12 protein-coding genes and 1 pseudogene are annotated in these 13,407 nt (G+C 63.9%); 4 read left to right on the forward strand and 9 right to left on the reverse strand.

Annotated features, from left to right (window positions below; genetic code table 11):
- Window positions 1-11 precede the first annotated feature (11 nt).
- The gene (locus CXR29_RS06060) at window positions 12-2,120 is read left to right on the forward strand and encodes a heavy metal translocating P-type ATPase (protein WP_241241612.1); all 2,109 of its coding nucleotides are present in this window, start codon (window positions 12-14) and stop codon (window positions 2,118-2,120) included.
- A gap of 92 nt (window positions 2,121-2,212) precedes the next feature.
- Here CXR29_RS06060 and CXR29_RS06065 read toward each other — a convergent pair whose 3' ends face one another.
- Window positions 2,213-3,172 carry a VOC family protein gene (locus CXR29_RS06065; RefSeq protein WP_025777720.1) on the reverse strand — a complete coding sequence of 320 codons (960 nt, stop codon included), beginning with the start codon at window positions 3,170-3,172 and terminating at the stop codon, window positions 2,213-2,215.
- Window positions 3,173-3,356: 184 nt separating this feature from the next.
- Between CXR29_RS06065 and CXR29_RS06070 the strand changes: the two genes are divergently transcribed.
- Window positions 3,357-3,866 (forward strand): hypothetical protein, encoded by a 510-nt coding sequence (locus CXR29_RS06070; protein WP_101555131.1) that lies wholly within the window; start codon window positions 3,357-3,359, stop codon window positions 3,864-3,866.
- A 12-nt stretch (window positions 3,867-3,878) separates the two neighbouring features.
- Here the strand turns inward: CXR29_RS06070 and rraA are convergent, their stop codons facing one another.
- The 6 genes and pseudogenes from rraA to CXR29_RS06100 all read right to left on the reverse strand — a co-directional run bounded on the left by rraA (window position 3,879) and on the right by CXR29_RS06100 (window position 8,232).
- Window positions 3,879-4,346, reverse strand: coding sequence for a ribonuclease E activity regulator RraA (gene rraA / locus CXR29_RS06075; RefSeq protein WP_025777722.1), 468 nt, complete (start codon window positions 4,344-4,346; stop codon window positions 3,879-3,881).
- A 38-nt stretch (window positions 4,347-4,384) separates the two neighbouring features.
- A complete protein-coding gene (locus CXR29_RS06080) occupies window positions 4,385-5,407 on the reverse strand; it encodes a D-cysteine desulfhydrase family protein (protein ID WP_101555132.1) in 1,023 nt (340 codons plus the stop codon).
- 83 nt (window positions 5,408-5,490) lie between these two features.
- A complete protein-coding gene (locus CXR29_RS06085; protein ID WP_127364140.1) occupies window positions 5,491-5,955 on the reverse strand; it encodes a hypothetical protein in 465 nt (154 codons plus the stop codon).
- Between the two features lie 211 nt (window positions 5,956-6,166).
- A pseudogene (locus tag CXR29_RS18025) lies at window positions 6,167-7,473 on the reverse strand (dicarboxylate/amino acid:cation symporter).
- Between the two features lie 145 nt (window positions 7,474-7,618).
- Complete coding sequence (locus CXR29_RS06095; protein WP_127364141.1) at window positions 7,619-7,891, reverse strand: hypothetical protein; 273 nt, start codon at window positions 7,889-7,891, stop codon at window positions 7,619-7,621.
- Window positions 7,892-8,004: 113 nt separating this feature from the next.
- Complete coding sequence (locus CXR29_RS06100) at window positions 8,005-8,232, reverse strand: hypothetical protein (RefSeq protein WP_101555136.1); 228 nt, start codon at window positions 8,230-8,232, stop codon at window positions 8,005-8,007.
- A gap of 204 nt (window positions 8,233-8,436) precedes the next feature.
- Between CXR29_RS06100 and CXR29_RS06105 the strand changes: the two genes are divergently transcribed.
- Window positions 8,437-10,263, forward strand: coding sequence for an acyl-CoA dehydrogenase (locus CXR29_RS06105; protein ID WP_127364142.1), 1,827 nt, complete (start codon window positions 8,437-8,439; stop codon window positions 10,261-10,263).
- A 115-nt stretch (window positions 10,264-10,378) separates the two neighbouring features.
- Window positions 10,379-10,903: a hypothetical protein gene (locus CXR29_RS06110; RefSeq protein WP_127364143.1), complete on the forward strand. Its 525-nt coding sequence runs from the start codon at window positions 10,379-10,381 to the stop codon at window positions 10,901-10,903.
- Window positions 10,904-11,113: 210 nt separating this feature from the next.
- Here CXR29_RS06110 and CXR29_RS06115 read toward each other — a convergent pair whose 3' ends face one another.
- Both CXR29_RS06115 and CXR29_RS06120 read right to left on the reverse strand, forming a co-directional pair.
- Window positions 11,114-11,779, reverse strand: a complete 666-nt coding sequence (locus tag CXR29_RS06115; protein WP_127364144.1) for a response regulator — start codon at window positions 11,777-11,779, stop codon at window positions 11,114-11,116.
- A 124-nt stretch (window positions 11,780-11,903) separates the two neighbouring features.
- On the reverse strand, window positions 11,904-13,352 hold the full coding sequence (locus CXR29_RS06120; RefSeq protein ID WP_241241613.1) for a histidine kinase: 1,449 nt from the start codon (window positions 13,350-13,352) through the stop codon (window positions 11,904-11,906).
- Window positions 13,353-13,407 lie beyond the last annotated feature (55 nt).

Raw genomic sequence — 13,407 nt, forward strand, 5'->3', positions numbered from 1 at the left:
ACACTGAGACCATGGCCCACTCCGATCACGCTCGCCATGACCACAGTGGTCATGGCGACCACTCCGGTCACGAGGCTCACTCCGGCCATTCGGGCCACGCGGGTCATGCCGGCCATGGCGATCACGTCGCGCAGTTCCGGAGGCTGTTCTGGATCATGCTCGTCATCGCCGTGCCCGTCGTCGCATTCAGTCCGATGTTCGGCCACCTCGTCGGATACGAGGTTCCCGACACCGGCATCCTCGGTGCGCTTCGCTGGCTCTCACCGATCCTCGGCACCGTCATGTACGTCTGGGGCGGAAAGCCGTTCCTGGCCGGCGGACTCGACGAGATCAAGGGGCGCAGTCCGGGCATGATGCTGCTCATTGCTTTGGCGATCACGGTCGCTTTCATCTCCTCCTGGGGGTCGTCGCTGGGCCTGCTCGACCCGCAGCTCGATTTCTGGTGGGAGCTGGCTCTGCTGGTCGTGATCATGCTCGCCGGCCACTGGATGGAGATGCGCTCACTGGCACTGACCACCTCGGCGCTCGACAGTCTCGCCGCGCTGCTGCCGGATGAGGCCGAGAAGATCATCGATGGGGAGGCGGTGAGCGTCGCTCCGTCCGACCTCGTCGTCGGGGACATCGTCCTCGTTCGACCCGGTGCCTCGGTGCCCGCCGACGGACGGATCATCGACGGTTCGGCCCATGTGGACGAATCCATGGTCACCGGAGAATCCGCGACGGTCCGACGCGGCGAAGGCGACTCGGTTGTGGCCGGCACCGTCGCCGCCGATTCCGGGCTTCGAGTCGAGATCACCGCGATCGGTGACGACACAACGCTGGCCGGTATCCAGAAGCTGGTCTCCGACGCTCAGAGCTCGTCATCTCGAGCCCAGCGCATCGCTGATCGAGCCTCGGCATGGCTGTTCTGGTTCGCTCTCGGCGCTGCCGTGATCACAGCGGTCGTCTGGTCGCTCATCGGCATGCCGGACTCGGCGGTCGTGCGCACGATCACCGTGCTCGTCATCGCCTGTCCTCACGCCTTGGGGCTGGCCATTCCGCTGGTCGTGTCGATCGCCACCGAACGTGCCGCCCGTGCCGGCGTCCTCGTCAAGGACCGGCTCGCGCTCGAGACGATGCGCACGGTCGATTCCGTGCTCTTCGACAAGACCGGCACTCTGACGAAGGGTCAGCCGACGGTCACCGCCATCGAAGTCGTCGAGGGTGCCGGGGCCACGCGGGCCGAGAGTGAAGTGCTCGGCCTGGCGGCTGCGGCCGAAGCCGACAGCGAGCACCCGTTGGCCGCAGCCATCGTCACGGCTGCGGCTGAATGGGGGGTCGACGTGCCGAGAGCCTCCGACTTTTCGTCGTCACCTGCGGTGGGGGTCAAGGCCGTCATCGCGGGCCAGACGGTCGAGGTCGGTGGTCCCAGACTGCTCGAGGCGCATGACGCGCCCGAGGCGAAGTCTGCGGAGGCCTGGCGAGCCGAAGGTGCCATCATCCTCCACGTGCTCGTCGACGGATCTGTCGTCGGTGCCCTGCGGTTGGCCGATGAGATCCGGCCGGAGTCTCGCGATGCCGTCGATGCTCTCCACGCCATCGGTGCACAGGTCGTGATGATCACCGGAGACGCCGAGGCGGTCGCGCAGTCTGTGGCCTCCGAACTCGGCATCGACCGTGTCTTTGCCGGCGTTCATCCCGCCGACAAGGCGGCGAAGGTCTCCGAGCTGCAGGGGGAGGGGCGTCGTGTGGCGATGGTCGGTGACGGTGTCAATGACGCTCCTGCGCTCGCGCAGGCCGATGTCGGCATCGCCATCGGGGCCGGAACCGATGTGGCCATCGGCTCTGCCGGAGTCATTCTCGCTTCCGACGATCCGCGGTCCGTGCTCTCGATCGTCGAACTCTCTCGGGCGACCTACCGGAAGATGAAGCAGAACCTGTGGTGGGCGGCCGGGTACAACCTGCTGTCGGTGCCGCTGGCGGCAGGAGTGCTCGCTCCTGTCGGATTCGTGCTGCCGATGAGTGTGGGTGCGATCCTGATGTCGATCTCGACGATCGTCGTCGCCCTCAATGCTCAGCTGCTGCGCCGACTCGACCTGCATCCGCAGGCGGCAGTCGGGCGAGTGCACTCCACGAGCTGATCTCGGCGCAGACGATTGAGGCGGGTGATGCCATTGAGCATCACCCGCCTCAGTGCGATCTGTCCGGTGGAGATGTTCGCACCGGCAGGTCGTCAGCGCGCCAGGGTCTCGTCGATGGAGCTGGTTCCGGTGGCCAGGGTGACCTGCGTGCCCCACGGGTCGACGACGCGCACGGAGCGTCCGTCATCGGCGAAGTCGAGGTTGTGCGTGCGCAGGCGAGCGACGAGCGCGTCGAGGTCCTCGCGTCCGGGAACGGTGATCGCGACATCCCCGAGGCCGAGGCTGGCCGCGCGAGGGCCGGCGCCGCGGCTGTTCCATGTGTTCATGGCGACGTGGTGGTGGTATCCGCCCGCCGCCGCGAAGAGGACTCCGGGCATTGACGACAGCGACGGCTCGAAGCCGAGGGCATCGACGTAGAACTCGCGGGCCTGAGGGATGTTGCCGACCTGCAGGTGGACGTGGCCGACGATGCCGGGTTCGGCGGCAGTGTTCGCGAGGATGTCTTGATTCAGGTGGCGTTCGAGGAAGCGGTTCGGGTCAAGGTAGAGCGTGTCCATCTGGACCTCACCGTCGAGCGAGTGAGTCCATTCCGAACGGGCGCGGTCGACGTAGAGCTCGATGCCGTTGCCTTCGGGATCGGTGAAGTAGAACGCCTGGCTGACAAGGTGATCGCTGGAGCCGACGAAGGTGCTGTTGGTGTTCTGCGCGGCGTGGGCGACCGTGGCGGCCAGGGCTTCCTTGGTGTCGAACAGGAAGGCGGTGTGGAACAGGCCGGCCTGTTTGGCGTCGACGCCGGGCAGGCCCGGGGTGGCCACGAGCTTGACCAGGGGAGTGGCGCCGCGGCCGAGCACACGGTGGACTTCGCCATCGCGGGCGGTCTCTTCGAGGGGTTCCATCGCCAGGGCGTTCGAGTAGTAGTTCGACATCTTCTCGAGGTCGCCGACGCGCAGGGTCACCGCGTCCATTCCGGTGGCCGCGCTGAGTCGTTTCTCATCGACGGCGAGTGTCTGCGGGGCGGTGGAAGTTGGTGCCTGGATGGGGGTGGCGGTCATGCTGTTCTCCTGAGCGGATGGGCTGTTGGGTCCAGTCTAGATCAATCTAGTTGAACATTCAACAAATAGGCTGATGACCCTATTCCCGATCCGCGCCGAAGGGAATCCGATCCCATTGAAGCCCCACGCTCTGAGTGACTGACTCGATGCGGCACCAGCGCACTCTCGTCGATAGGCTGGTGCCATGAGGTTCGATTCGAAGTCCGCCCCTGCTTTCGCCGGGCTCCTGACCGCCGCACTCATCGCCCTCAGCGGCTGCGGCTCCGATTCTGGCTCATCGTCGGAACCCGAAACGACTCCGACGGCGACTCTGGATGTCGTGGCGCAGGGCTTCGACTCCCTCGACGAGCTCGCGGATTATGTGGCGCAGTCCTTGGATGGTGTCGAGGTGAGTCTCGAGTCCGAGACGAACCCCGACTTCAACCAGGAGGCCGAACCCGAACGCCTCCATGTCGAGTTCGCCTCCGATGAGAACAGGGCCAAGGACTTGGAAGCCACGGCGTTCATCGTCCAGGCGACCTCACAGGCAGCCTTCGACTACGACATCCTCGTGGTCACGGGAGACGTCGCGGCGGGGGAATGGAGATACCTCTACGACCGTTCGACCGTCGAGGATCTCACCGCTGACGGTCGGATCGACGTTGCCGACATCTGGGACTCAGCCGAACAGAGCTTCGACACCATTCATCGCTGAGCCGCGGCTGCTCTATTTCTCGATGGCGACACCATCGGCGTCGGCGAAGACCATCGCTCCTGGGCGGATCGTCGCGCCGCCGATCTCCACGGTCACGTCGATCTCACCGGCACCGTCTTTCGCGCTCTTGCGCGGATTGCTGGCCAGAGCCTTGATTCCGAATTCCATCTCGGCCAGAGCTTCACGGTCGCGGACAGCGCCGTTGATGACGACTCCGTTCCAGCCGTTTCGGACCCCGGCCTCGGCGATCATGTCACCCATGAGGGCGGTGGCGATCGAACCGTCACCGTCGATGACGAGCACGGCGCCGTCGCCTGGCTGATTGAGGGTCTGCTTGACCAGTCCATTGTCCTGGAAGCAGCGGATCGTGCGGGCCGGTCCGGAGAATGAGGTCTTGGCTCCGAAGTCGCCGAAGTTCAGAGCGATCGAATAGAGGTCGTCGCCGCGTTCGTCCCACAGGTCTGCTGTCGAAACTGTCATCTGTCTGCCTTTCGTCGATGGTGGGTGGTGGGAGGTGCTCAGGTGAACGCCTGGGTGCGGGCGTAGAGTCCGGGGACTCCGCCGGAGTGAACGAAGACGACCGTGTCCTCGGAAGGGAAGCGGCCGGATCTGATGAGGTCGATGAGACCGGCCGCAGCCTTGCCGGTGTAGACGGGGTCGAGGAGGATCCCCTCGGTGCGGGCGAAGAGGCGCACGGCCTCAGCCATCTCGGGTGTCGGCAGAGCGTAGCCGGTCCCGACATAGTCGCCGAGTCCCGTCGTGGCATCGCGGGGAACGTGCGGTAGGTCGAGGAATCTCGCCGTGGAATCGACGAGGTCGACGATCTTCGGTTCCTGCTCCGCTTGTGACCGGCTGACGTTGATGCCGATGATCGGGACGGTGCTTCCTGCGCTGTGGAGTCCGACGATGAGCCCGGCCTGCATTCCGGCCGAGCCGCTGGGCGTGACGATCGTGGGGGAGTCCACTCCCTCCTCGGCGAACTGATCGAGCAGCTCGTGGGCACAGTCGACATAGCCGAGCGCGCCGATCGGATTCGACCCGCCCACGGGGATGATGTAGGGGATCCTGCCCTCGCCGCGCAGCTTCTCGGCCAGAATCTCGGCCTCGCCGAGGAGGTCAGCTCCGTGGCCGAGCACGGTGACCGAATCCGCGCCGAGGAGGTCGAAGAGCAGGAAATTGCCCGTGTGCTCCGGAGGGTTCGCCCCTGCTGGGCCGAGTGCTGTGCCGTCGGGTCCGAGGTCCTCTTCGACGATGAGATGGCAGTCGAGGCCCTCGGCGCGTGCAGCGGATAAGGTCAGCCGACAGTGGTTGGACTGGACCCCGCCGACGGTGATGAGCGTGTCCGCTCCCTGGTTCAGTGCGTCGGCGATGAGGTACTCGAGCTTGCGTGTTTTGTTCCCGCCCTGTGTCAGCCCCAGCCGGTCATCGCGTTTGATCCAGATCTGCGGTCCGCCGAGCTCGGCGGACAGTCGCCGCAGATGCTCGAGCGGTGTCGCGCCCGCGGTGTAGCGGCGACGGGGGATTTCGTTCAGGGCGACCATGGTTCCCGAGTCTACCGAGCGGGTCGGCGAAGCTGGCAAGACACCGTTCAGGATTCGGGCAACGGCATGACAGCGGGTCGTCCTCAGCCGACGGACTCGACCTCACGAACAGCGTCGCCGCCCTTGCCCACGGGGGTGGTGTCTCTGACCGTCTGGTTCATGACCTCGTGGGTGTCCAGGTTCGTGTACGACACCCAGGTGTACCCCTTGCCGGAGTCGGCTGAGGTCTGGTGCCAGCGTGTGGCGTGCCCGTCATTGTGTTCGGCGAGGGCAGCGACGACGTTGCGTGTGGCGAGGCGATCCATGACCGAGTCATCACCGATGCCGTAGGCGGTGATCAGTTTGTCCGCGTACTTGACGGCACCCTTCGGGTGTCCCGAACTCTGGGGTGCCTGAGCGGCACTGGGCGCGGGTGCCTGAGCGGCACTGGGCGCGGGTGCTGAATCAACGGAGGCCGATGCCGGACCGACTGCGAGGCCCAGAGATGTGAGACCGGCTAGTGCAGCGACGCCCCACTTTGCGGCGTGAGTGCTGATGAAGGCGGGCATGGTGACTTCTCCTCTTCCGGGACAGGAACATTGCTGGAATCGAGTATCGTCATCCCAGGTGAGAGCCGATTCCCCGAGCCTGAACAGAAGCTGAGACGCGTCGTCGGAAATACGGAGGTTCTATTGCATTGCGATGACATCTCCGAGACATTCCGTCAGAAGGAGTCTTGTCCGAATCCGTGGATTCCGGACTGTGACAGATTCACAGCGGTTACGGAACCGAATCGTGACCGTCCTCTGTCCGATCCATCCAGTCCTTTCCATCGAGGATGCGAGCGACCATCATCGAACTCGCCTGGTCGCCAACCGCATTGACCGTGGTGGCCGGCGGATCGATGACGGTTCCGATGATCTGGACGATCGGCAGCGCCGTTGCTGGGAAGCCGTAGAGGGTGATGATCATGAGCTCGCCGATGAAGCCGCCAGAGGGGATTCCTGCCATGACCATTCCGGCCAGCAGCGCCACGGCGATGGCGATGAGGATGTTTTCCGGAGTGAAGAAGTCGCGCTGGAACACGGCAAAGAGGAAGGCGATCTTGAGGATCGCGGACAGGCTCGATCCTTCCATGTGGATCGTGGCGCCGATCGGCACGATCGTCTCCCGGATGTCCCGTGGGACTCCGATCTTCTCTCCGGCACGCAGGTTCGCTGGGATCGCCGCCACCGAGGACGACGTACCCAAGGAGATCGCTGTGGGTTCGAGGATATTGCCCCAGAAGCGGGAGACGCCTCGGCGGCCGCCGGAGACGAAGGAGTAGAACGTGAAGGCGAGGATGAAGTAGGCGATCGCCACCGGATAGTAGACGAGGAAGGCGCGAACATAGTCCCCACGAGCTGGGCGCCGAGGTCGCCGACGAGTGCGGCGAAGTAGGCGCCGAGGCCGATCGGGGCGTAGTACATGATGATTGAGGTGAACTTGAGGAACACCTCGGTGCCGGAATTGAGGAACTGGGCGAACGACTTGCCGGCGTCGCCGATCCTGCTGGTGGCGAAGCCGACGATGACGGCGAACACGATGAGGGCGAGCATGTGCTCGGCGGACAGGATCTTCGAGAAGTCGTCGACGACGACGGTTTGGACGAGCTGGTCACCGATGGACCCGACGTCCTCGACGTTCTCCGGCTCCTGCATCTCCACTTCGACGCCGTCGGTGGCGTTGAAGATGCGCAGCGCGGCGACCATGACGATGGAGGCGACGATGCCGGTGACGGCGAAGACTCCGAGCATACTGCCCATGATTTTGCCGAGTCGCGCCGCCGAGGACATTCCCGCGACCGCGGAGGCGATGGAGAAGAACACGAGCGGCACGACGAGAGTGAACATCATATTGATGAACAGCGTGCCGAACGGCTTGATGACGGTGGCGCGTTCCCCGAAGACGAGGCCGATGATCGCGCCGATGACCACCCCTGTGAGGATGAAGATCGGGAAGCGGTAGTTGCGCAGAATCCGGAGGAAGCCTGACGGCTCCGTCTTCGTCACGGAGGTCTGCGCAGGCGAGGCGTCGGGGGAGGGCATAGGCTCTGCCTTTCATATCAGCATCATTGTTCCGCCGACTGTGCGGCGTGGCGCCATGGCCCCGGCGATCCTACCTGGGGCACAGCGACACCCGGCACATGGATGACCATGTACCGGGTTGTCGATGTTCGCTCGAGCCGACGAATCAGCTCTCAGCTGACGAATCCTCGGCGTTCGAAGTGTCCGAGGATGGAGTCACGGCGGACTCGTCGATCGCCTCATGCGAGCCGTCCGGGAGGCGTCGGAGGGTCACACCTTCCGCTTCGGCGAGCTTCTCCAGGTCCTCTTCGGATACATCGTCGGCATATCCGGGAGTCGCACCATAGGCGACATCGGGTCCGCTGGCCCTCGCCCCGAGCTCGTCGAGCTTGTCGTTGATCTTGTCGACCTTCTTCTGTGAATCAGTCTGGTCGGTCATCTGTCATCACCTCACTGCTGCGAAGACGCTGTACTCGTGACCATAGTCGTTTTCTTTGATTCATCCAGGGGGTGCCTCGCTTGCAGACGCAGCGCCGGATACAGAGCCGATGTTCAGTCATCGTAGCTCGAGTGGGATTCGTCGACGGCGAGATGTGAGCCGTCGGGATTGCGGTAGAGCTTCACTCCTTCGTGCTCAGCCGTGGTTTGCAGCCGTTCTTCGGAGCTGTCTTCTCGATAGCCGACTTTCTGCCCCTGGCCGATATTGGCGCTCTTGAACGCCTTCGGGATCTGTCTGATCGTCTGGGCCAACTTCGACGATCGATTCGTTTCTGCGGTCATGATCCTTCGCCCCATTCCCACGCAGATTGTAGAGAGAATTATAGCTCTCCCGGGGGCCGAAACCCAGAGGTGGGAAGCGTCTGGCAGACCTCACAGCTGGGCATCAGCCAAATCCTTGCACCGTGAGAGAGCGAATCACTTTACTTAACGAATGATTAGCCATAGCTTGGTCTCGTGACTGAACAGATTGAAGGCAATGGCGTCTTGACGACTGCGACAGAATCCATCCTCTCCACCAAGGACATCGAGTTCCAACTCTATGACTGGCTCAAGGTCGACGAACTCTGCGAACGTCCTCGCTTCTCCGACCATTCGCGTGAGGTCTTCGACTCCGTGCTCGAAGCCAGCGAGGAGCTCGCCAAGGAACGGTTCGCCACTCATGCACGCAAGTCCGACCTCAACGAGCCGACCTTCGACGGCACCTCGGTGACGCTGATTCCTGAGATCAAGGCTGCGCTCGACCAGTTCGCCGGTATCGGCCTGCTTTCGGCGACGATGGATGAGAGCGTCGGCGGCATTCAGCTGCCGCAGACGATCGCGAAGGCCTGCTTCGCCTGGTTCCAGGCGGCCAATATCGGCACCGCCAGCTACCCGATGCTGACCATGGCCAACGCCAATCTGCTGCTCGAATATGGAACCGAGGAACAGATCGAGAAGTACGTTGTGCCCGAGCTCGAAGGCCGGTTCTTCGGCACCATGTGCCTGTCCGAACCCGAGGTCGGCTCCTCATTGGGCGACGTCACGACGAAAGCTGTACCGGATCCCGAAGGCGGCGACGATGCCTTCCGCGTCCATGGGGCGAAGATGTGGATCTCCGGTGGCGATCACGAACTCTCGGAGAATATCGTCCACCTCGTCCTGGCACGTGCCGACGGTGACCAGCCGGGTGTCAAAGGACTCAGCCTGTTCCTCGTCCCGAAGTACCTCGTCAATGACGACGGGAGCCTCGGTGAGCGCAATGATGTCGTCCTGTCCGGGCTCAACCACAAGATGGGATGGCGTGGAACGACGAACACGCTGCTCAACTTCGGCGAGGGCGCACACACTCCGGCCGGTTCTGCCGGTGCGGTCGGCTACCTCGTGGGGGAGCGGGGCCAGGGACTGGCCTGCATGTTCCACATGATGAACGAGGCCCGCATCGGTGTCGGTGCCGGTGCTGTCGGACTGGGCTACCACGGTTACCTCGATGCCCTCCGCTATGCCCGCGACCGCCGTCAGGGTCGTCCCGATGGTGCCAATGGATCCGAGGTTTCGCCGGTCCCGATCGCTGAGCACTCCGATGTCCGTCGCATGCTGTTGTCGTCGAAGAGCTACGTCGAGGGCGGGCTCGGACTCATCCTCTATGCCGCACGCCTGCTCGATGAGTCCGAAACCGCTGATTCCGAGGCGGACCGCGATCGTGCCGCACTGCTGCTGGATGTGCTCACCCCGATCGTCAAGAGCTGGCCGAGCGTGTGGTGTCTGAAGGCCAACGATCACGCCATCCAGGTTCTCGGCGGGGCCGGCTACACCCGCGATCACGATGTCGAACAGCTCTACCGCGACAATCGGCTCAACCCGATCCATGAGGGCACGCACGGCATCCAGGCCAAGGATCTCCTCGGGCGCAAGGTCATCATGAAGGGCGGGGCGGGTCTGCAGGTGCTGTTGGAGCAGATGCGCGAGACCCTCGCCGAGGCGGCCGACCGCTCCGAATGGTCCGCTGAGACCGCGGCGCTGACGTCAGCCGTCGATCGGATCGAATCCGTCACCGCTGCAGTGTGGTCGAGCGGAGATCCCATGGTGGCCCTCGACAATGCGTGGACCTATTTGGAAGCAGTGGGCCACACAACCATGGCGTGGCTGTGGCTGCAACAGGGAATGGCGGCCGAAGCGACCGCGGGCGCACGTGGCGATTCGGCGTTCCTCAATGGCAAGATCGCCGCGGCGCGGTATTTCTTCGCCCACGAGCTGCCGCAGACCGGACCGTGGTTCGATCTCGTTGAAAGCAGAGCGACGACGTTCGCGGGTCTCGACGATACCTGGCTGTGACAGCCTTCAGGAGTTGAGAACGGGAATTCGCCTGTCGGCGATGACGAGCAGTCGCAGGAAGACTCCGCCGATCAGCAGACCCCCGATGAGGTCGGTGGCCCAGTGCCAGCCGAGGATGAAGGACACGACCACTGAGTTCACGCTGACCGCAGCGACCCCCCCACCACAGCAGGCGTACGGTCCTGGTGGTGACGTTGCTGTAAGTGGCGATGAGGTAGGCGACAGCACCGTAGATGAGTACGGCTTCGGCTGCGTGCCCGGATGGGTAGCTGATCCCACGGCCGCCGATCTCGATCAGACCGCCGTGGAAGAACCGCGGATCGTGCAGGGTCGTCGCCGGTCGAGCGAAGAGGACCTTGAGCGAACCGACGCCGAGATAGAAGGCGGCTTCGACGGCGATCGCGAAGACGATCGGTCGCCACGACCGGCGTCTGCGTGCCAGAACGATCGCGGTGATCGCCAGAACGGGAAGACAGACGGCCTGGCCTGCGATGGGATCGAGGATGTGCTGAAAGAACCAGACGAGGTCGGGCTCGAAGAGATAGAGCCATCGTCGATTGAGCTTGTAGTCCCAGACTCGCAGTGGACCGGCCGCAGCGATTGTGACGACGACGAAGGCGATTGCCAAGACCCAGAATGAGGTTGCCCAGGACAGCAACCCCTGTGCTCGTACCGTCCACTGACTGCGATCTGAGGGGCTGCTGATCGTCTTCTCGGATTCGACATAGTGTTCAGCAACCATCAAGGTCGATTTTAGACGGGGTGGACAATCACTTCTGCTGTGGGGGATAAAGAAACGGTGAATTCTTGCGAGGATTCCCGAAGGAAACTACCAGTCGCATTGTTGAGGTCAGTGCCTGCGGGCACGAACCACCATCGTGGCGATGCGCACGCGGTTGTTCGTGTCCAGCTTGACGTTGATTCGGTTGAGGTGAGTCTTGACCGTGGCCAGACTCATGAATGTCTCCTCGGCGATCTCCGGATTCGACAGACCTTCGGCCACGAGCTCGGCGACCTGGCGCTCGCGGTCGGTGAGCTCCGACAGCAGGGCCACGGCCTCCTGCTGCAGACGATGATCGGAGCTCGACCTGACCTTGGCGATGACCTGCCGCATGGACTGCGGGGCGAGAATGGGCTCACCGGCGTGGACCTTGCGGACTGCGGCGGCGAGTTCCACAGGGCCGATGTCTTTGAGCAGGTATCCGGCGGCCCCCGCTTCGAGCGCGTTGAAGAGGTGCTCGTCACTGCTCATGCTCGTCAGGGACACCACTTTCGGCGGTCGTACGCTGTTGAGCAGACGCTGCGTGGCCTCGATCCCGCCGATTCCCGGCATCCGGATGTCCATGAGCACGACATCGGGAAAGTGCCGAGACACCTTCTCGATGGACTCTTCCCCGCTCAATGCCGAAGCGACGACGGCGATGCCGTCGGCCGCCTGGAGGATTCCCGTGATCCCGGTGATGACCATGGGGTCATCGTCGACGATCATGACTCGGATCGGGGCGGCTTGGTTCATGAACGTCACAATACCCGAGGCCCCTGTCACGGCTCGTTGCGGTGCTGAGGTCCCTGTTCCTCATCGACCGTTCGGCGACTGTCGGCCGACGATCCGGCAGGACACGAATCAGCCCGGCGAGATTCTACTCGGCCCGAACCGGGGGGCGAATCAGATCGGAGTTGAGAAAGGGCCGGAAGCTCACCTGCACACGGAACTCATTGCCGACTACCCCGATCGAGGCTTCGCCGCCGAACATCGCGGCGCGCTCCTGGATGCCGATCAGCCCGGATCCCGACCCGGTCGACTTTAAGTGAGCTCCCTGCGGCACCGGATTCGACCCGGGCGGCGACCATCCGTGAGCGGGCACACCGGCATCGGGTTCCCGCGCAGAACTCGGTGCGTATCGAGGACGAGGCGGAACATCGACCGAACCTGAAACACCAGGAAGCGGATTGCTCACCGAGATCTGGATTCCGCGAGCTGCCGAAACGGCGACGTCCACCGTCACCGGCAGGTTCGGTGCATGTTTCATCGCGTTCGTCAGAGCCTCCTGAACAATGCGATAGGCCGCACGGTCGAGCGCAGGCGGGCATGATTCCACGTCCTGGATGACGATGAGCGGGCGGATGACTGTGCCGGTGGAGGCCACGGAGGAGATGAGTTCGGGAATCGCTGACATCGTCGCGCGGCTCGGTGGTGACGAGCTGCCATGGTCCGGTCGCGAAGACGCCAGATCGCCGTTCCGCACGCCACCGACAAGATGGCGCAGATCCTCCATGGACGCGCGGGCCTCCTGCCGCAGGGCAGACGCCGTCGACGCGACTTCGGGGTCGGTGCCTGCTCCGACCTCAAGGGCGCCGGTATGCAGAGAGATCACCGACAGCCGGTGGGAGAGCGTGTCGTGAAGCTCGCGTGCCAAGAGCTCTCGTTCGGACTGCCGAGCGATCTCGGCGGACAGCGACTCATTGCGCAGGGCTTCACGTTCGGCGATCGATTCGACCGCTCTCATCCGCCGTGTCCGCCGCAGCAGCGCGCCGACGCCCAGAGCCGTACACAGTCCGATGACTGCGGCCGCGATCGTGATGATTCTGATCGCCAAGTGCGAATCCTCCGGCGGGATGGACGCCTCGAGGCCCGTGACCTGTGCCGGGTCGGGCAGGAAGAAGATGCTGAAGGGATTGTGCTCGGCCGGTGCCAGACACATCCTCAACGTCGAGAACGCGATCAGTCCGGTGCCCACCGCCGAGGCGGCGATCGCCTGCCGCCGGGATGCTCGGATGACGAGGTGGAAGACCGCAATGAGCAGCATCAGCGCATCGCCCCATCCCGCTGTGAGCAGTCCGCCGGCGATGAAGGGCACCCACGGCCATCGGTGTCGGAGGAAGACGAGCCCCCACACGAAGAACAGCAGCAGGATGGCCACGAGCCCGGTGTCGTTGAGTTCGCCGTCGGAGAAGGCCCAGGCGTTCGCCGTCACCGCCATCGACGAGGTGAGGAACCCGAAGAGGTAGGCAATGACGCCGATGAGGATGCTGCCGGCGACGCGGACGCCGCGTGGCATTCTGCGGCGAGGGGCGGAGTGTTCTGACACAAGGGAATCGTAACCGCGGGGGCTGACACACGTAGTCCACCTTCCGGCTGGACGA

The organism is Brevibacterium linens (genome assembly GCF_003999335.1).
Classification (GTDB): domain Bacteria; phylum Actinomycetota; class Actinomycetes; order Actinomycetales; family Brevibacteriaceae; genus Brevibacterium; species Brevibacterium linens.

Excerpts from the sequence above, each read along its gene's own strand:
- CXR29_RS06060 (WP_241241612.1), top strand. The coding sequence starts at position 12 with ATGGCCCACTCCGATCACGCTCGCCATGACCACAGTGGTCATGGCGAC.
- CXR29_RS06065 (WP_025777720.1), bottom strand. The coding sequence starts at position 3,172 with ATGACCGCCACCCCCATCCAGGCACCAACTTCCACCGCCCCGCAGACA.
- CXR29_RS06070 (WP_101555131.1), top strand. The coding sequence starts at position 3,357 with ATGAGGTTCGATTCGAAGTCCGCCCCTGCTTTCGCCGGGCTCCTGACC.
- rraA (WP_025777722.1), bottom strand. The coding sequence starts at position 4,346 with ATGACAGTTTCGACAGCAGACCTGTGGGACGAACGCGGCGACGACCTC.
- CXR29_RS06080 (WP_101555132.1), bottom strand. The coding sequence starts at position 5,407 with ATGGTCGCCCTGAACGAAATCCCCCGTCGCCGCTACACCGCGGGCGCG.
- CXR29_RS06085 (WP_127364140.1), bottom strand. The coding sequence starts at position 5,955 with ATGCCCGCCTTCATCAGCACTCACGCCGCAAAGTGGGGCGTCGCTGCA.
- CXR29_RS06095 (WP_127364141.1), bottom strand. The coding sequence starts at position 7,891 with ATGACCGACCAGACTGATTCACAGAAGAAGGTCGACAAGATCAACGAC.
- CXR29_RS06100 (WP_101555136.1), bottom strand. The coding sequence starts at position 8,232 with ATGACCGCAGAAACGAATCGATCGTCGAAGTTGGCCCAGACGATCAGA.
- CXR29_RS06110 (WP_127364143.1), top strand. The coding sequence starts at position 10,379 with ATGAAGGACACGACCACTGAGTTCACGCTGACCGCAGCGACCCCCCCA.
- CXR29_RS06115 (WP_127364144.1), bottom strand. The coding sequence starts at position 11,779 with ATGAACCAAGCCGCCCCGATCCGAGTCATGATCGTCGACGATGACCCC.